Raw genomic sequence first — 18171 nt, forward strand, 5'->3', positions numbered from 1 at the left:
CTGTGGCCGCGGTCGGCCGGGCGGTCGGCGTCTTCAGTTTCTGAGCCGACGAACAACGGCTGCTCTATTGGGCTCCGAGCCCAAAGCTTCGGCATTGGGCTCGGAGCCCAATGCCGAAGAGTTCGCAGGAATCTAACGTTCTCGGTGTCAGGGCGGTTCTCCGTCAGGAAATCCCAGAAAGAGAAGGTTAATCATGGGTGCTGTAGACGAAAATGACAGCCAGGCCGACGCGAGTGTGGAGCTTGTCGAGGAAGATCTCGACGACGTTGCCGGCGGGTGGGGCCCCCCTCCCATCAGGTTTAATCCCGGTTCGGAGGGCAGCGGATCTGGTCAGCCCTCCTCAGGCGGTGGGTCGGCGCCGATGGTGTCGGGCTGGCGCTAGTCCCGCGCCGCGGGAATCTAACGTTCTCGGTGTCAGGGCGGTTCTCCGTCAGGAAATCCCAGAAAGAGAAGGTTAATCATGGGTGCTGTAGACGAAAATGGCCGCGAGGCCGACGTGAGTGTGGAGCTTGTCGAGGAAGATCTCGACGGCGTTGCCGGCGGGTGGGCCCCCCCTCCCGTCACGTTTCCGCCGCCCGGTTCGGGGGGCTCCGGTTCGGGGGGCCCCAGACCTATTATCTCAAACGGCCCTCCGCAGGCTCCGTCGGCGCCGCCCCGGCGCTAGTCCCGCGCCGCAGGAATCTAACGTTCTCGGTGTCAGGGCGGTTCTCCGTCAAGAAATCCCAGAAAGAGAAGGTTAATCATGGGTGCTGCAGACGAAAATGACTACGAGGCCGACGTGAGTGTGGAGCTTGTCGAGGAAGATCTCGACGGCGTTGCCGGCGGCAACGGAAAGTTTGATGAAAAGAACACCGGGAATTGGGACAAGCACGCTAAGCGTTAGTCCCGTGCCTGGGGAGGTCGCCGGGTAAAGCTGCGGTCGGCTCTGTATCTGCCGGTTGTCCGCCTGGTCGACTGTGTCGTGCGCGGTGGCCTGGAGTATTTGTTCCGGGTCACCGCACTCGGTGAAAGGGCCGGTTTGCCCGGCGATTCAGGATTCAAGTCGATGGGGGGCGACCGCGGAGCCAGGAGAGGGGCGGCGGGAGCTCGTGAACACGTCGATACTGGCGTGTTGGAAGGTGTGCTGACGTGAGTGATCTGGAAGTTCGTAACTCTTCCTGCGGGCGTGGCGTGTTCGCCCTCCGAAGTTTCCAGGAAGGGGAGGTGGTCCAACGATGTCCTGTCATGGTTGTTCCTCCGACGGAGTGCCAGTATCGGCGGGTCATTCGAGCCCTTTCTTTCTATAGCTATACCTGGACGGAGCCGCATTGGCCGGGGCGGGGAACGGCGATCTGTCTGGGGTACGGCTCGCTGTTCAACAATTCAGATGACGACCCGAATCTGACATGGATGCCTGACCCTGACAGCGCTCGAGCGATCGTCTTCAGTGCGAAACGCGACATTGCGGTCGGCGAGGAACTCACCCACAGCTACAACTGGTCGGAAGAGCACGCCAAGATCGGCTTCGGGCCTACCGACATCGACGGTTTGCCTATCGTGGAGTCGGCGTCCGCTGCGGGCGCGGGGAATTCCCGCGAAGGAAGGTGATCGAGGATGAACGGGCTCGAGATTCGTGACACGGCGCATGGCCGTGGGGTGTTTGCGACCTGTGCTTTCCGGGTGGGTGATGTGGTCGAGCGCTGTCCGGTGGTGCTGGTCCCGCCGGCCGAACTGGTATTCGTTCCGCACGTGCGCGCTCTTGCCTATAGTTGGTTTCATTGGGTTCAGCCGCACTGGGAGAAGGGCGGTGGCGCCATCTGCCTGGGGTACGGCGCTCTGTACAACTCCTGTGACGAACCGAACCTCTCTTGGGACAGTGCTGCTGATGAGGAGCGCGTGATCGTCTTCACCGCGCTGCGTGATATCGAGCCAGGCGAGGAACTGACCTACAAGTACGCCTGGCCCGACTGGGTCGCGCGCACGGGATTCGGTCCAATCGACGCCGACGGCCTACCGCTCCAGGTGCCGCGGCGTTCCCAGGTGGCTATGAACAACTCATCTGCGGCATTCGCCACGACGCATCTCGTACCTTAGCCGTCGAGGTCTCGACGGGTTATTTCACGGATGCGTAGCCGCCTTGCTCGGCAAGACATTCAGGGCATCAGCTCTGGCCTGCCCATCGAAATCGACGGAGAACGGGATGTCACCGATGGAGCCTGATGGCAGAGCCGTTTTCGTCAACGGCTACACCAAGATCCTCACCGGTGCGTGGTCGAGCGAGGAGTTCTCGCTACGGCTGGAGGCCGACCCGGTGTCGGTTCTCGCCGAGAACGGGCTCGCCGTCGAGGCGGGCTCGCGTGTCGATATCGTCCGGATCCGCGACGGGGAACCCGATCTCCAGACCCAGATGCAGCTCTGGGAGATCGGACGCCGGTCGGGCCACTACGTCCTCTACGTACCGGAGCTCCCCCAACTGGATGTCCGTGACCTCGCGGACGAGGAACTCGGCGGCCTCGCCGGCGGTGGAGGCACCAGCTACTGCTGCAACCCGTGCTGCTGCCAGTCCTGAGCCGTCTCTACTCCACGTTGGATGGACCCTGTGTTCGACAAGCCACGCCTCAGGGCGCACCTGACGGCAAGGACCTCCGGATCTGCGCGGGTCTTCCTCATCGCGGAGGACCGTTACCACCTGGTCCACGGCGTCGCTGCCGCGGCGGTCGTGCCCTACCTGGACGGCACGCACACCCTGGCGGACATTGTCGAAGCGACCAGCGCGGAGATCAGCTACACCGACTGCGTTCTGGCCCTGGCGACCTTCTTCACCTCCGGCCATCTCACCGAGGGTGAGGTGACCGACCTTCACGCCGACGCCGCTTGGGAGGCGCGTGGCGTGTCGGGCGCCGAGGCAGCACGTCGCTTGGCCTCGCGGACCGTGACGCTGGTGCGGGTGGGGGAACCACCTGTGGAGGACATCGTGACCGCGTTGCGGACCTGCGGTGTCCGAGTGCGAGTGGGCGATCCGTCGCCGGAGCGCGGACCGGTCGTGGTGGTGACCGACGAGTACCTGGATCCCCGGCTTTCCGAGCTCGACGCAGTGTTCCGTGCCGAGGGCCGTTCCTGGCTGCTGGCCAAACCGACCGGTCTCGAGGTCTGGGTCGGACCGTACTTCCGTCCTGGACTCACCGGGTGCTGGCATTGCCTCGCCGAACGGCTGGACGGCAACCGGCCGATCGGGCAGTACCTGCGGATGTCCACGGGCGACCAGGAACCCGTCCGAGCCTCGATCGCGGCGTCGCCCGCGTCCCTTGGGCTGGCCGCGTACCTCATCGCGAACGTGGTCACCGCCATGCTGATCGACGACAAACTCCCGGAGCTGGAAGGGGTTCTGCTGTCGGTACGCACGACGACGCTGGAGTCCGAACGGCACGAGCTGGTCCGCCGGCCGCAGTGCCCCGCGTGCGGCAGCCCTACGTCGGTTGTGCCCGCGAAGATCGAACTCACCGATGGGTACGTGCCCGTCGCGCTCGAGGGCGGACGGCGGACCGTGCCGGTCGAGGCAACCCACCGGCGGCTGGCGAAGCACGTCAGCCGGCTGCTCGGAGCCGTCAGCACCCTGCGGCCGGTGGACGGCACGCGTGAAGGCGTCGCGCACAACTATGTGGCGGGCCACAACTTCGCCGTACGGCCGCACAACCTGGAGGTGCTGCGCCGCACGCTGCGTGGGCAGAGCGGCGGGAAGGGGCACAGCGACATACAGGCCAGGACAGGCGCGCTCTGCGAGGCGCTCGAGCGGTACTGCGGCGTGTGGCGCGGCGACCAGCCGATCACCACAGCCGGCCTGGCCGCGCTCGGTGAAACAGCAGTGGCGCCCAACAACCTGCTCCTGTTCTCAGAACAACAGTACGAGCGCCGCCTCAGGTGGAACGCGTCCCCTGCCGCCGGACGGCTGCACACCGTGCCTGTGCCGCTGGACCCGTTCCGGCCGATCAGCTGGAGCACCGCCTGGTCGCTGACCCACGAGCGGGAACGGCTGGTACCAGCCGGGTACGCCTGGTTCGGCCACCCCGACCTGGACGAGCACGGGTACTGCGTGCCGGATGCCAACGGCAACGCGGCGGGCAACACGATCGAAGAGGCTGTGCTCCAAGGGTTCTGCGAACTCATCGAGCGCGACGGCGTCGCGCTGTGGTGGTACAACAGGGCGCTGCGGCCCGGGTTCGACCTCGACAGCCTGTGTGATCCGCTCGTCGACCGGCTCCGCGGGTTCCACGCCGAGCAGGGGCGTGAGATCTGGGTGCTCGACCTCACCACCGACCTCGGCGTACCGACGTTCGCCGCGGTGTCGCGGCGGGTCGACCACCCGGTGCAGGACGTGCTGCTCGGCTTCGGCGCGCATCTGGACGTGCGCATCGCGGTCCTGCGCGCGCTGTCCGAGCTCAACCAGTTCCTGCCGAGCGTCGCCGAGCGGCGGCCCGACGGGAGCTCCGTGTACCGCGAGGACGACAAGTCCATCGTGGACTGGCTGACGACCGTGCGAGTCGAGCAGGAGCCCTGGCTGCTCCCGAGCCCGTCGGCGCCCACCTCGCTCACGACCTACCCCGTCCTGGGGGGCGAGGACCTTGCCGAGGACGTGCGGCTTTGCGTGCGTATCGCCCAGCGCGCCGGCCTTGAGATGATCGTCCTCGACCAGACCCGGCCGGACATCGAGCTGGCTGTGGTGAAGGTCATGGTCCCCGGCCTGAGGCACTTCTGGCGCAGGCTCGGCCCCGGCAGGCTGTACGACGTCCCGGTCCGGCTCGGCTGGCTCGACACCCCGACGACCGAGGACGGGTGCAACCCCGTCAGCGTCTTCGTGTGAAGGCGCCACCGTGATCACCAATGAGATCTCGCTGCGGCCAGGGGTACGGGTACGGCCCGACACGGACGGGTTGGTCCGGGTGTTCTCCCCGTTCGGCGGTGTACGGCTCGGCGAGCACAGCCGGAACGTGCTCGACCGGCTGGCCGCGGGTCCGTGCGACCTGGTTGAGCTGCTGACGCCGGACGTGACCGGGGCGCACGCGCTGCTGGGCCGGCTCGGCGCCCGCGGTTTTCTGCGCACGACGATGTACCACGACGGGCGGCCGCTGCTGTCGTTCCCCGGTTCCCCCATGGTGTGTTCCACCCGGGGACAGCTGGTCCTGTCGCGGTTCGCGCTCGTCCACCGCGAGGACGACCGGCTGGTGCTGGAGTCCTCCCGCACGGGTGTGGTCGTTGAGGTGCACGACACCGCTCTGCTGAACGTGCTCGCCGAACCGGCGCGGTACCCATGGGCGGCGCCCGTGGTGGACGTCTTGGCGGCCCAGGGGTTCCTCGTCCCCGCGGAGGCCGAGCATGACGATTTCGACCTCGCCAAGTGGAGTCCGCATGAGCTGTGGTTTCACACCCGCAGCCATGCGGGTGACGACGGGCGGCCGTGGGGCGGCACGCGCTGGGCCGAAGGCCGGTTCGAACCGTTGCCTGCCCACCGGCCGGAGTTCCCGGGCCCCGTGGTGGAGCTGTCGGAGCCGGGCGTGCCGGACGTGCCCGTCGTGGGGCGCACGGTCCGCGCGCAGGACCACGCGAACCCCATGACGCTCGATCAGCTCTCGGAGTTCCTGCACCGCACCGTCCGCATCCGTCGCGTGTGGACGGACGGCGTCGCGGATCTGGTGGAACGTCCCTTCCCCTCCGGTGGAGCACTGCACGAACTGGAGATCTACCCGGTCGTGACAACCGTGCGGGGCCTGCACCCGGGGCTCTACCACTACGACTCCGCCCGACACGTGCTGCACCTGGTTCGCGAGGACGGCCCGCTCGTGCGTCGGCTTGCCGACCACGCGACCAGGGCCGCGAACCTCGATCGCGCGCCGCAGGTCCTGCTCGTGATCAGTGCGAGGTTCGGACGCGTGATGTGGAAGTACCAGTCAATGGCGTACGCGCTGACATTGAAGAACACCGGCGTGCTGACGGCCGCGATGTACGCCGTCGCCACCGCGATGGGCCTCGCGCCGTGCGCGGTCGGCGGTAGCGACAGCGGGCTGTTCGCCCGCGCGACCGGCCTGGACGCGACGAAGGAGTCGACCGTGGGCGAGTTCATGCTCGGCTCGGCCCCCGTCGGTGTCGGACCAAGAGAAAGGAGTAGTAGCCAGTGGTAACTATAAGGTTTCGGAGCAAAGCGCTCGACAGGCTCAACCAACGTGATGACCTCGACGCGCCTGCGGAGCTGACTCGTCCGCGCACCTGGATCGCGCTCGTAGTCGTCGCGGTGCTGGTGGTCGGCGGCGGAGTCTGGGCGATGAACGCTGAGTTGCCCCGCAAAGTCGCCGCGTCGGGCATCCTCACCTATTCGGAGGGCAGTTTCTCCCTGCAGAGCCCGGTGTCGGGGCAGATCAACGGTGTCTACGTCGACCAGGGCGACACCTTTCCCGCCGGCACACCTATATTCAGTGTCCAGGTCGGCAAACGCGTCGAGGTGGTCAAGGCGATCACGGGCGGTCGGATCACCGCGATGCTCGGCAAGCTCGGCCAGGTGATCTCCGCTGGTTCCGAGCTGGCGGTGGTCGAGCGGATCGACGGCAAGAACGACCAGCTTGTCGCGGTGCTGTACGTACCCACCACCGATGCGGGTCAGGTGCGCAAGGGCAGTCAGGTCGACCTCGCCGTGCGCTCGGCGCCCGCACAGGAGTACGGCGTCCTGCGCGGCGTGGTGCAGTCGATCAGCCAGTTCACCGAGAGCAGGCAGCAGATCACGGACTTCCTCGGCGACGATCAGCTCGGCGAGCAGTTCTCCAGCCAGGGCCAGCCGCTGAAGGTCGTCGTGAAGCTCCTACCGCGTCAGACTGCCAGCGGCTATGAGTGGTCGACCCAGTCCGGTCCGCCCTTCCGTATCGACTCCCGGACGCTGGTCGACGGGGCGCTGTACCTGCCCCCGATCAAGCCGATCGACTGGGTGGTGCTGTAGATGAGCACCACTTACCGGAAGGTCCAAACGCCCAGTGTCCTCCAGATGGAGGTGGTGGAGTGCGGCGCCGCCAGCCTCGCGATGGTGCTTGCCTATTACAGGCGTTTCGTGCCGCTGGAAGAGCTCCGTGTGGCGTGCGGCGTCTCCCGCGACGGTTCCAAGGCGTCCAACCTGATCAAGGCCGCGCGCAGCTACGGCATGGTCGCCAAGGGCATGCAGCTCACACCGGAGTCACTGGCCGGCATCAAGCCACCAGCCATCGTCTTCTGGGAGTTCAACCACTTCATAGTCCTGGAAGGCATCGGACGTCGGTGGGGCAAGCCGGTCGTGTATGTCAACGACCCGGCGGAGGGCCGCCGGGTGCTGACCGCGGAGGAGTTCGACGAGGGCTTCACCGGCGTCGCTCTGCTGATGGAGCCGGGTGACGATTTCAAGCCCGGCGGGCGCCGCCCTGGCATCCTCGCCGGTTTGCCCGCGCGGTTGCGCGGCACCGGGGGCATGGTCCTGCTCGGTGCGCTCGCGAGCCTGCTGCTGATGGTGCTCGGCGTCGCCACCCCCGCCTTCACCCGCGCCTACGTGGACAATGTGCTGCTGGGCGGGGACACCTCGATCCTGATGCCGCTCGCGTTGCTGATGGCCTGCACCGTGGCGGGCACGGTCGCGCTGACCGCGTTGCGCCAGTCCTTCCTGGTCCGCGCACAGATCACCAGCGCCACGCTCAGCAGCGCACGCTTCCTGCGGCACCTGTTCCGGCTGCCGCTGCAGTTCTTCGCCCAGCGAAGCGCCGCCGACCTGACCAGCCGCATGAGCTCCAACGAGAATGTGGCGCAGATGCTGTCACGCGACCTGAGCGGTGTCGTCGTCGACGCGCTGGTCGTGCTGCTGTACGCGGGCTTGCTATGGAGCTACAACCCCGAACTCACCATGCTCGGTGTGGCGATGGCCTTGTTGAACGTGGTGGCACTGCGGACAGTCGCCCGCCTCCGCTCGACCCGAGTGCACAAGCTCGCGGCGGACGAGTCCACGATGATCGGCGTGTCCTACAACGGACTTGAGCTCATCGAGACGCTGAAGGCCACTGGCGGGGAGAACGAGTACTTCCGCAAGTGGGCCGGAGCGTACGCGAAGGTGCTGACCGGCGAACAGCGGACCGCGACGCCCACTGCAGTGCTGTCGGTCGTCGCGCCCACGCTCGCGGCACTCAACAGCGCGATGATCCTGCTGGTCGGTGGCCTGCAAGCGGTCGAAGGACACATCACGATCGGCGTGCTGGTGGCGTTCCAAGCATTGATCACGTCGTTCACCGGCCCGATCACCCAGCTCACCGGCACCATGGGGCAGATTCAGGACTTCGGCGTCGATGTGGCGCGCCTGCGTGACGTCGAGAACTTCCCGCCCGAGGACATCGACGAGGCTGTAGAACCGGAGCGCGTACGCAAGCTGGACGGCCGGGTCCGGTTCGACGACGTGACCTTCGGATACAGCCCGCTGGGCGTACCGCAGCTGGCAGACTTCACGCTTGAGGTCGGGCCTGGCGAACAGATCGCGCTGGTGGGCGGATCCGGCAGCGGCAAGTCCACGGTGTCCCGCCTGATGGCAGGCCACTACCAGCCGTGGAACGGCGCGGTGTTGGTCGACGGGCTGCCCAGGACAGCCATCCCCCGCAGTGTCCTCGCCGCGTCGGTGGCGTTCGTGGATCAGGAGATCTTCCTCTTCGAGGGCACCGTGCGGGACAACGTGACACTGTGGGACACCACGATCAACGACGACGAGGTCGTCGCCGCGCTGAAGGACGCCGAAGTCTACGACGTGGTCTCCGGCCGCAAGGGCGGCATCCACAGCCGCGTACTCGAGGACGGCCGCAATTTCTCCGGCGGCCAGCGGCAGCGCCTGGAGATCGCCAGGGCGCTCGTCCGCGCGCCGAGCGTGCTGGTGCTCGACGAGGCCACCAGCGCGCTGGACGCAGAGACGGAGCGGCGCATCACCGCCAACCTCCGGCGACGCGGTTGCGCGACCGTGGTGATCGCGCACCGGCTGTCCACCATCCGCGACAGCGACGAAATCCTGGTGCTGAACAAGGGAAGCGTCGTGGAACGGGGTAAGCACGACGACCTCGTCCTGGCAGGCGGGCCGTACGCCGAGTTGATCAGGGAGCACTGATGACCTTCACTCTCACCCGTGCCGCCGGGCCGGACAGCGCGTCGCCACTGGAGCGCCTCGGCGAGGCCGTTGCCTGCGACGCAGGGAGTATCCCCTTGGCAGCCTCGAAGACACTGTGGCTGGTCACGGGGGGTTCGTTCGACTTGTTCGCCGTGCACACCACCGGCGGCCGTTGGCACCACGTCGGGACCCTCGAGGCAGGGACTGTCCTGTGTGCGCCCATCCAGGGGCCTCGGCACAAGCTCGTCGTCCGACCGCTGGAGGACGCCGCGCTGCGCCGAATCAGGATCAGCGAACTCGTCGTGGCACAACGCGAGCAGTGGATCGCCCACCGGGACGCCGACGGCCTCTCCACGGAGGAGCGCGCTCTGGCGAAGGGCATCGACCTCGGACTGGCCCCCCTACTGGACTTCGCCGGGGAGGGCCTGCCGCCACGGGACTTTCTGTCGCTGCAGCCCGGCACCGAACTTGAACTGGGCGCCGGACAGAACGCCCGCCCGAGCGGCGGCATCCTGTGGGTCGACGTGCTCAAGGGCCGCATTCGCGCCGGCGGGCTGGCCGCGTTCCGCGACCGCGAAGCCGGGGACTCGGTCACGCTGTCCGAGCAGGGATGGCTCTCCAGCGAGTCCTACGCACAGGTTCGGGTGAACGACACCGAAGGCATGCTCGCCCGCGGTGAGCTGTGGGAAGCGCTGATCAAGGTCCAGATGCGGGCCCTGTACACCGTGGACCGCGCGGTCGAGCGCCGCGAGCAGGTGTCCGAAGACCGCAACACCATGAGCAGGCAGGCCGGGAACACCGCTCGGGACAAGGCCGACCACGCGCTGCACGCGGTCATCCAGCCGAACTTGGACTCGCTGGCCACCTTGTCGCTGAATCAGGACGACCCGACGTTCGCCGCATGCAAGCTGGTGGCCGACGACCTCGGCCTCACCATCAGCGCGCCCGGAGGCCAGGAGGTCTCGGGCAAGGTGGGCCCGATCGAGCGGATCGCGGTCCGCTCGCGCATCCGCACCCGCACCATCGCGCTCAAGGGCACGTGGTGGCGCACCGACATCGGCCCTCTCGTCGGTCACCGAGGCGACGAGAAGGCGCCGATCGCCTTGCGCTGGCGATCGGGCCGATACCAGGCGGTGGATCCGGTTACCGGCGAGAGCACTCCGATCACCCAGCGCGTCGCGTCGGAGATCAGCGAGCTGGCGGTGATGTTTTACCCGTCGCTGCCGGAGCAGCCTGTGTCGACCTTGCGGCTGCTGCTGTTCGGGTTGCGGGGAAGCCTGCGTGACCTGCGGAGGATGGCGGCCAGCATGCTTATCGCGGTCCTGCTCGGGCTGCTCATACCGATCGCGACCGGAGAGGTACTCGGCAGCCTCGTGCCGAACGGTGAGAGCGAGCTCATCGTCCAGCTCTGCCTCGGCCTGGTCGCCGCCAGCCTCGCCTCCGCCGCGTTCCTGCTGCTGGAGGACCTCGCGCTGCTGCGTGTGGAAGGCCGTTTCGAGTCCACCCTGCAAGCCGCGGTGTGGGATCGCCTGCTCCGGCTGCCCACGACATTCTTCGCGCGCCACTCCACCGGCGAGCTCGCCAGCGCGGCGCTGGGCATCAAGCAGATCAAGGCGGTGCTGGCAGGCAGCACCTCGGTCGTCCTGCACTCCACGGTGCTCGCTGTGGCGAACTTCGGGCTGCTGTTCGCCTACAGCGTGCGGCTGGCACTGCTGGCCGGCGTGTTCCTCGCGATCAGCACCGCTGTCTTCGTCTTCCTCGGCGTTCGCCAGATGCGCTGGCAGAGCAAGTCGCTCGAGGTCAACTACCGGCTGTCCAACAAGGTGTTCCAGACCCTGCGCGGCTTGGCCAAGCTGCGAGTGGCCGCGGCCCAGAACCACGCCTACGCGGACTGGGCGGCGGACTTCGTGCGGGGCAAGGACTACCAGAAGCGCATCGCGCACTACCAGAACCTGATCACCGCGTTCAACGCCGGATACGTGCCGCTGTGCACACTCGTGCTCTACCTCATCGTGGCCGGCTCAGCCGTGGGGCAGCTGAGCGCGGCGCAGTTCCTGGCGTGCAGCACCGCATTTTCGATCATGCTGGCCTCGATGATGCAGGTGACGAACTCGATCACGTCGATCGTCGCCGTTGTCCCGATGTTCCGCCGTCTCAAGCCGGTGCTCACCGAGCCGCTCGAGGTGTCCGAGGACAGCGCGGTGCCCGGCGAGCTGTCGGGCAAGATCGAGGTCAACCACCTCTCGTTCGGTTACTCCGAGGACGCGCCGCCGGTGATGACCGATGTGTCCTTCAGCTTGGAGCCGGGCGAATTCGTTGCGATCGTCGGGCCGAGCGGCTGTGGCAAGTCCACGCTGCTGCGGTTGTTGCTCGGCTTCGAGAAGCCCACCAGCGGCACGATCCTCTACGACGGCCAGGACCTGTCGTCCTTGGACATCGCCGCGGTCCGCAGGCAGTGCGGCGTCGTGCTGCAGAGCGCGAAGACCCCCACGGGCACGATCTTCCAAGCCATCGCGGGAGCACAGAACTTCTCCGTCGAGGAGGCGTGGGAGGCCGCCGAGATGGCCGGTCTGCGTGAGGACATAGAGGCCATGCCCATGGGGATGCACACGGTCCTCAGCGAGTCGGCGACACTGTCGGGTGGCCAGCGCCAGCGCCTGGTGATCGCGCAGGCCCTGATCCGGCGGCCGCGCATCCTCTTCTTCGACGAGGCCACCAGCGCGCTGGACAACGAGACCCAGCGCGTGGTCACCGACAGCACCAAGAGGTTGCACGCCACCAGGATCGTGATTGCCCACCGGCTGAGCACGGTGCTCGACGCCGACAAGGTCATCGTGCTGTCGGAGGGCCGAGTCGCCGAGTGCGACAGCCCCGCGGAGCTCCTCGGTGACCCGAACAGCATTTTCCACCACCTCGTCCGTCGCCAGATGCCTGAGGCCCAACCAGACGCGTTGCCCCACAAGGAGTAACCATGAGGAACAAGTGCTTGGTCGCCGGTCTCGTGCTGGTGTGTGTCCTTCCGCTCGCCGGGTGCGGTTCTGCCACGCCCTCTGCCGACGCCGCGCCCGCGTCGCCACCCATCGTGTCCACCACCGAGGCGGACAGGGTGCTCACCGCCTACGACGTCGGCAACAACAAGGTCAACTCGACAGCCGACGCAGCGGGTCTGGCGAAGATCGAGAGCACTCCCCTGCGCGTGGCCAGTGAAGCCGAACTCGAGGCCAATAAGGTGCTCGATCAGTCCATACCGTTGATCAAAAGCACCGACCAACGCTTCATGATCCCGTCAAGAAGCGCCGACCTGCCCTGGTTTGTGTCCATCAGTACCCGCCTGCACGGCGGGGTGGTGGCGACGAACCAGACCTACACCGTATTCAAGCGGCAGGATAAGGGCGCCCCTTGGCTGGCGGCGTACTCACTCACCCCGCCGGCGGATGTGCAGGTGCCTGCCGTCACGCTCAACGGCGCATCAGCGGCCACGGCGGTGAACGATTTCGGCGACCTTGCCCTGCAGCCCGACGAGCTCGCCCAGCGGATCTTCGCCCACTACAAGCAGGACGTCGCGGGCAGGGACATCTTCGGCACGAGCGCCGTGCTGGACGACCAGCTCGGCAACGGCTTCAAGGCCGCGTTGCGGGTGTTGCGCGGCAAGGGAACCCAGTTGGTCCGCACGGTGAAGCCGGGTCCGCCGCAGGCGTTCGCGCTGCGCACGGCCGACGGCGGCGCGCTGGTTCGTGCCGCCGTTGCAGTCCCAGATCTGCGTCTGGGTGCCGTTGGTCTGCGAAAAGCCGGGCACGTCAAGGCACTTGCCCGAACCGATGGCGTGGACCGGACCTGTGGTGGCGCCGGTGCCACCCGCGACCCGGTACATCACCGTGCCGTGCGCCGGCACGCTGGCGCTGATGGTGCCGGTGGTGGTGGACGTCGCGCCGGTCCACAGGTTGGTGAGCGTGTAGTCGGAGGCGCCGGTCTTGCCGACGGCCGAGGCGCTGGTGGTGATGGTCGCGGTGGAGTTGGTCTCGTTGAACAGCACGACCGACACGTCGCCGTTGGCGAGCGGCTTGGCCAGCACGTCCAGGCCGCCAGAGGAGGAGACCATGGTGCCCTGCTTGCCCAGGGGGTCCTGGTTGACGGCGATGACCGCCTTGTTGGTCAGGATCGACAGGGTCTCCTGGCTCGCACCGATGATCTTGCTGCCGGAGATCAGGGGGGCGGCCATCTGGGCCCACAGGCTGAACTGGCTCCGGTACTCGGTCGCGGTCATGCCGCCGTTGCCGGTCTCCAGCATGTCGGGGTCGTTCCAGCCCCCGGGCCCGGCGTACGCGGCCAGGTTCACGTTGCTGCGGTAGTTCGCCAGGAAGCTGGCGTAGGTGTCGGCGATGTCACCGCTGGTGCGCCACATGTTGCCGATGTTCGGACCCCAGGTCCACACGTTGTCCTGGCCCCAGTTGCACAGGCTGAACAGGATCGGGCGCCCGGTGGCCTTGAGCGCGTCGCTCATCGCGGTGTACCGGGTCTGGTTGCTGATCCCGTTGTTGTTGCAGTTGTCGTACTTGAGCAGGTCGATACCCCAGGAGGCGAACAGTTTCGCGTCCTGCGTCTCGAAACCGAGGCTGCCGGGCATGCCGGCGCAGGTCTTGGTGCCGCCGTCCGCGTAGATGCCGAGCTTCATGCCAAGGGAGTGCACGTAGTCGGCGACGGCCTTGATGCCGTTGGGGAACCTCACCGGGTCGGGCACCAGGTTGCCGTTGGCGTCCCGGTTCGGCGCCATCCACGCGTCGTCGATGTTGACGTACTCGTAACCGGCCGCCAGCATGCCGTTGTTGCGCATCTCCAGCGCGGTCTGCTTGATCAGCTCTTCGGTGGGGTTGTTGCCGTAGGCGTTGTAGTTGTTCCAGCCCATCGGCGGGGTCTTGGCCAGACCGTTGTCCAGCGCCGCGGCCGGCGTCGCGACGGCCGTCACGGCCACCGGCGCGACGGGCAGGGCCAGAGCACAGGCCACGAGCACGGCGCGCAGCCTGCCGCGTCTGTACCGGTCCGCGCGTCGCAGGAACGAGGGTGGGGTCAGTCGCATCGCAACCTTCCAGGGGGTGTGAGTGTCAGCCGAGTTGTCATTGCCGGTTGCTGCCGCCGTTGCAGGATCCCCAGTCGAGCAGGGCACCGCTGGCGGTGGAGGTTCCGGCCACCTCCAGGGGCAGGCCTGATTGCAGGCCGGTGATGGTGCCGTGGGAGTTGAAGCTCCACTGTTGGTCGGCACCGCCCGTGCACGTCCAGGTCTGAACCCTGTGCCCGGGGCCGTCTGGTCGTCGTACGCGCCCAGGCCCAGCTGACTGGCACCGGAGTACACCGTCAGCTGAGCCGAGGACGTCCGCATGAAGATCTGATGGGCACCGCCATGGCAGTCCCGGATCTCCGACTGCTTGCCCGGCGTGGTCGAAGCAGTCGGCACATCCAGGCACCTGCCGGACGCGGTGGGGGTTCTGGAGCAGTCGTTGATCAGTACGTTGTCACTGGCGCGGTTCCAGGTGTTCCAGGTCCAGGCGAGGTACCCGGACTTCTGACCGTCCAGCCGGCTCATCAGCGGGTTGATGCAGCTGTCACCGCAGTCGCCCTGCCCGATCTAGCCGGTGACCAGCGGGCTGCTGGCGATGACCGGGGCGATCTGGCTGTTCCAACAGGAGGCGGTGTCACACGTGTTGAAGCTGCAGGAGTGCCAGGTCGCGGTGAGGTTGCCCTTGAGGTCGCCGGGCTCGTACTAATTTCGCGGCGAGGAACCGGGGAGACAGCGACGCAACCGCCGTCACGGCGATCGACCGTCTCACCGATGGATGGGCGGTCGGCCCACACGTACGCACATCGGTGTGCATGACCATTGCTTTCCCGCGGCTCATCGCGTCAGAGATGACAGCGCCCTCCGGGCCCGACAGTGCGGCTGAGCCCGGCCGTCTCGAAAGGTGACCGCTCGGTCTCTTCACGTTTCCTCCGTCACGGTGCTCTGCGTGGCCGGCCGTGGGTGGGGACGGCGGGCGGCCACGACATGGTGGGTGACCGGCACACCGAGGGGCGGGAGCGCCCCCAAAAGGTCTGCTCGGCCGGATCGACTCAGAGTCGGGTGAAGACGTGATCACGCGGTCAGAGGGGCGGCCGGTGCCATCCGGATTACTCGAAGGGCTTGATGGCGGGCCGAGCGTATGGATGAGGGGTTGCGAGGGTCAAGACTTTTGTCGGATCTGATGTTTGACCATGTTGGATTGCGCGCCATTGGGGGCTCGTGCCGAGGTACTGGTTCGTGGGGGTGGCCACGGGTTGTGCGGCGATGGTCTCGGGCTGTGCGGCGACGTCGCCGGGGTCGCGACGGCTTCGGGAGGGTGCGTGCCCGGTCGGGGTGGTGACGGCGGGCCTCGACCTGGTTTGCGGGCCGTGTGCTGATCCAGCACGACGGGGAGCCGACCCTGGACGGGGCGCGATCGGCGGGTCGAGCCCCAGCAACCAGACATCGGATGCCAGCGGGCCAGTGCCGGAGAGAGAGGGCGGCGAACAGCCCATAGGAGCAGCGACAACGGGACGAAGTGGCACAGAAGTCGCCTCTGCGGCACCGCTCTCAAATTTCTGGCATTCATGGGATGTCCCAGATGTGGATCAGCGTGGTATCTCTACGGATGCTCTGGTGAACCGGTCCGGGCCGACCGCTCAGCACAGGACGGCCGGAGCGGACGGGACGCCGGGCGGATGCGGCGTTGTCAGCGCTCACAGCGCAAGAGACTTCCCACCCACGCCGTTCCTGCCAGTACGTCTGGCGGTCGCCGACGCCCACGCCGATGGGGCGGCACGACTGCCGAGTTGCTGACACGAACGGCGTTCACCCCCGCTGATTCAGCACTCACTCGCAGAAGAGGACGCCTGCATGAGAAAGAGTTGGATACTGCCCCTGGTCACGCTGGTCGCTGCCGCGCTCGGAGTGACGGCGGCAGGCGTGGCCCCCGCCTCCGCCGCCTCCAACACCCCCTTGCGGGTCATGCCGTTGGGTGACTCGATCACCTGGGGTGTGGGAAGCAGTACGGGCAACGGCTACCGGAAGCCGTTGTGGGACAAGCTTGCGGCGGACGGCCATCCGCTGGACTTCGTGGGCACGGTGCGGGGCGGTTCGATGTCCGACCCCGACAACGAAGGCCACCCCGGATACCACATCAACGAGATCGCCGCACTCGCCGACGCCTCGCTGACCCGTTACCAGCCCAACGTCGTGACGCTGCACATCGGCACCAACGACCTCATAGGCGCCTCCGGGCCCAACGCCGCCATCGCCGAGCTGAAGTCACTGGTCAACCAGATCACCGCCGACGTCCCCGACGCAACCGTCCTCGTCGCCTCCCTGGTCGTGTCCACCAACAGCTCGGAGGAGCAGTGGCGGGGCACGTACAACCAGGCCATCCCCCAGATCGTCAGCGACGCACAGGCCGCGGGCAAGCACGTCGCCTACGTCGACATGAGCAGCCTGACCCCGGCCGACCTGGACGACCCCCTGCATCCCAACGACGCGGGTTACCAGAAAATGGCCGACGCCTTCCACCGCGGCATCCAGACCGCGGACAGCGCCGGGTGGCTGAAGGACCCCGCCCCCGCCCCCGCCCCCGTGCAGTCCGGCATCGCCGGCAAGTGCATGGACGTCAACGGCGCCGGCACCGCCGACGGGACCGCCGTCCAGATCTGGAGCTGCAACGGCGCTGCCAACCAGCTCTGGTCGCTCTACACCAACGGCACCCTGCGCTCCATGGGCAAGTGCCTCGACGCCGCCGGCTTTGGCACCGCCAACGGCACCAAGGTGCAGCTCTGGACCTGCCACGGCGGCACCAACCAGGTCTGGCAGCCCTACAACGGCGGCTACCGCAACCCCGCCTCCGGCCGCTGCCTCGACGACCCGGGCTCCTCCACGACCGACGGCACGCAGCTCGTGCTGTGGGACTGCCACGGCGGCTCCAACCAGAAGTGGACCACTCTGACCGCCGGCTGACCCCCGCTCCCAGGACCCGAGCCCCTTTCCAGGCGCCGGTCCTGGGAGAACATCGGTGGCGGGCACCGCCGGGTGCGGCGCCCGCCATGACCGGCGTCAGTGGCCCGGTCGCCTGACGGCGACGCCCTGAGACGACCGCACGGGCGGCGGCAGCGACCGGCTGATCGACGCGTTGTGCGAGTGGGGCGACCACGGTTGACAGCGGTGCGATCCGACCCGCACGACCGCCCGAGCGAAAGCCATCTGCGCACGTCAGAGCCATACGGCCCGCCCAAGCACCGTCGCTTCCCAAGCTGAGAGCGCGAGTTCGATTCTCGTCACCCGCTCCATGATGAAACCCCAGGTCAGCGACCTGGGGTTTGTTTGTTGTCTAGTCCAAAACTCACCCCTCAAGCCCCTCAAACCGCTCAAACGGCGAGACGTATTTCGTGCGACCTGCGCCACTGCTGCATGCCGTGGCTGCGAAGTCGCTTACGCAAAGCAGCAGTTCCCGGATGAGGCGTGCGCGGTCCCTTCGCCGACGGCTCCCCCAACGCCGCCTCGTCGTCAGGCTGCGGCGTAGGGAGGCGCACAGCCGTAGCGGGTGTCACGTGCTGGGGCCCACGCCGAGGTCGGTGAGCAAGCCCGGATCCGGTCCTCGATCCCGCCGGACGACATGTCAGCGGACCACAGACAGCTGCGGCCGATTGTGTCCACCTCCGTGCCGTTGCCTCTCTCCCTCCTGCGCGGTGACAACAAGCCCTATGATCAGGTCGTCGAGATCGGCAGGCCGCAGGTGAATCTCGCGCGCCGCATCGGCAGGCCGCGTTCCCTCGCTGCGCAGGGCAGTGAACACCTTGCCCAGCACCTGGGAGGTCTCGCGGGCGACTCCGCCGGCCTGGCCGCACACGGGGGACTCGCTTCACTGTTCTCGCCGGCGGCTTTCCGCTCCTTGCCCGGCCGCTCATGCCGCCTCAGCCGAGGGGCTCGCGACCCGGCATCAAAGACGCGTAAAGTTGCCGGAACACGGCAATGAAGCGGGGCGACTCTGCGTGTGAGTATT

Annotated in this window: 12 protein-coding genes; 10 read left to right on the forward strand and 2 right to left on the reverse strand. The window is 67.3% G+C overall.

Annotation, left to right across the window (positions count from 1 at the left end; genetic code table 11):
- Positions 1–742 precede the first annotated feature (742 nt).
- The 9 genes from CES90_RS46220 to CES90_RS46260 all read left to right on the forward strand — a co-directional run bounded on the left by CES90_RS46220 (position 743) and on the right by CES90_RS46260 (position 12087).
- Positions 743–883: a hypothetical protein gene (locus CES90_RS46220; RefSeq protein WP_189788003.1), complete on the forward strand. Its 141-nt coding sequence runs from the start codon at positions 743–745 to the stop codon at positions 881–883.
- A gap of 245 nt (positions 884–1128) precedes the next feature.
- Complete coding sequence (locus CES90_RS46225) at positions 1129–1587, forward strand: SET domain-containing protein-lysine N-methyltransferase (RefSeq protein ID WP_189788002.1); 459 nt, start codon at positions 1129–1131, stop codon at positions 1585–1587.
- Positions 1588–1593: 6 nt separating this feature from the next.
- Complete coding sequence (locus tag CES90_RS46230; protein ID WP_189788001.1) at positions 1594–2073, forward strand: SET domain-containing protein-lysine N-methyltransferase; 480 nt, start codon at positions 1594–1596, stop codon at positions 2071–2073.
- 106 nt (positions 2074–2179) lie between these two features.
- Entirely contained in the window at positions 2180–2548 is a 369-nt protein-coding gene (locus tag CES90_RS46235; RefSeq protein ID WP_229914441.1) for a hypothetical protein, read from the forward strand.
- 21 nt (positions 2549–2569) lie between these two features.
- A complete protein-coding gene (locus CES90_RS46240) occupies positions 2570–4837 on the forward strand; it encodes a TOMM precursor leader peptide-binding protein (RefSeq protein ID WP_189788000.1) in 2268 nt (755 codons plus the stop codon).
- A gap of 10 nt (positions 4838–4847) precedes the next feature.
- Positions 4848–6152 (forward strand): SagB/ThcOx family dehydrogenase, encoded by a 1305-nt coding sequence (locus CES90_RS46245; RefSeq protein ID WP_189787999.1) that lies wholly within the window; start codon positions 4848–4850, stop codon positions 6150–6152.
- A 140-nt stretch (positions 6153–6292) separates the two neighbouring features.
- A complete protein-coding gene (locus tag CES90_RS46250; RefSeq protein ID WP_189787998.1) occupies positions 6293–6958 on the forward strand; it encodes an HlyD family efflux transporter periplasmic adaptor subunit in 666 nt (221 codons plus the stop codon).
- Positions 6959–9118 (forward strand): NHLP family bacteriocin export ABC transporter peptidase/permease/ATPase subunit, encoded by a 2160-nt coding sequence (locus CES90_RS46255; protein WP_189787997.1) that lies wholly within the window; start codon positions 6959–6961, stop codon positions 9116–9118. It abuts the gene before it with no gap.
- A complete protein-coding gene (locus CES90_RS46260; protein ID WP_189787996.1) occupies positions 9118–12087 on the forward strand; it encodes an NHLP bacteriocin export ABC transporter permease/ATPase subunit in 2970 nt (989 codons plus the stop codon). Before CES90_RS46255 ends, CES90_RS46260 begins: the two co-directional genes overlap by 1 nt.
- Positions 12088–12587: 500 nt before the next feature.
- On the opposite strand, the gene CES90_RS46265 is transcribed toward CES90_RS46260, so the two are convergent.
- Both CES90_RS46265 and CES90_RS46270 read right to left on the reverse strand, forming a co-directional pair.
- Positions 12588–14192, reverse strand: a complete 1605-nt coding sequence (locus tag CES90_RS46265) for an alpha-galactosidase (RefSeq protein ID WP_208921682.1) — start codon at positions 14190–14192, stop codon at positions 12588–12590.
- Positions 14193–14229: 37 nt separating this feature from the next.
- Positions 14230–14577: a ricin-type beta-trefoil lectin domain protein gene (locus CES90_RS46270; protein WP_229914544.1), complete on the reverse strand. Its 348-nt coding sequence runs from the start codon at positions 14575–14577 to the stop codon at positions 14230–14232.
- A gap of 1445 nt (positions 14578–16022) precedes the next feature.
- On the opposite strand from CES90_RS46270, the gene CES90_RS46275 reads away from it, so the two are divergent.
- Positions 16023–17129, forward strand: a complete 1107-nt coding sequence (locus CES90_RS46275) for an SGNH/GDSL hydrolase family protein (RefSeq protein ID WP_189788699.1) — start codon at positions 16023–16025, stop codon at positions 17127–17129.
- The last annotated feature ends 1042 nt before the right edge of the window (positions 17130–18171 follow it).

Source organism: Streptomyces capitiformicae, assembly GCF_002214185.1.
Classification (GTDB): Bacteria; Actinomycetota; Actinomycetes; order Streptomycetales; family Streptomycetaceae; genus Streptomyces; species Streptomyces capitiformicae.

Bases quoted from the DNA above. Each gene is read 5' to 3' on its own strand.
- CES90_RS46220 (WP_189788003.1), top strand. From the start codon at position 743: ATGGGTGCTGCAGACGAAAATGACTACGAGGCCGACGTGAGTGTGGAG.
- CES90_RS46230 (WP_189788001.1), top strand. From the start codon at position 1,594: ATGAACGGGCTCGAGATTCGTGACACGGCGCATGGCCGTGGGGTGTTT.
- CES90_RS46235 (WP_229914441.1), top strand. From the start codon at position 2,180: ATGTCACCGATGGAGCCTGATGGCAGAGCCGTTTTCGTCAACGGCTAC.
- CES90_RS46240 (WP_189788000.1), top strand. From the start codon at position 2,570: ATGGACCCTGTGTTCGACAAGCCACGCCTCAGGGCGCACCTGACGGCA.
- CES90_RS46250 (WP_189787998.1), top strand. From the start codon at position 6,293: ATGAACGCTGAGTTGCCCCGCAAAGTCGCCGCGTCGGGCATCCTCACC.
- CES90_RS46255 (WP_189787997.1), top strand. From the start codon at position 6,959: ATGAGCACCACTTACCGGAAGGTCCAAACGCCCAGTGTCCTCCAGATG.
- CES90_RS46260 (WP_189787996.1), top strand. From the start codon at position 9,118: ATGACCTTCACTCTCACCCGTGCCGCCGGGCCGGACAGCGCGTCGCCA.
- CES90_RS46265 (WP_208921682.1), bottom strand. From the start codon at position 14,192: ATGCGACTGACCCCACCCTCGTTCCTGCGACGCGCGGACCGGTACAGA.
- CES90_RS46275 (WP_189788699.1), top strand. From the start codon at position 16,023: ATGAGAAAGAGTTGGATACTGCCCCTGGTCACGCTGGTCGCTGCCGCG.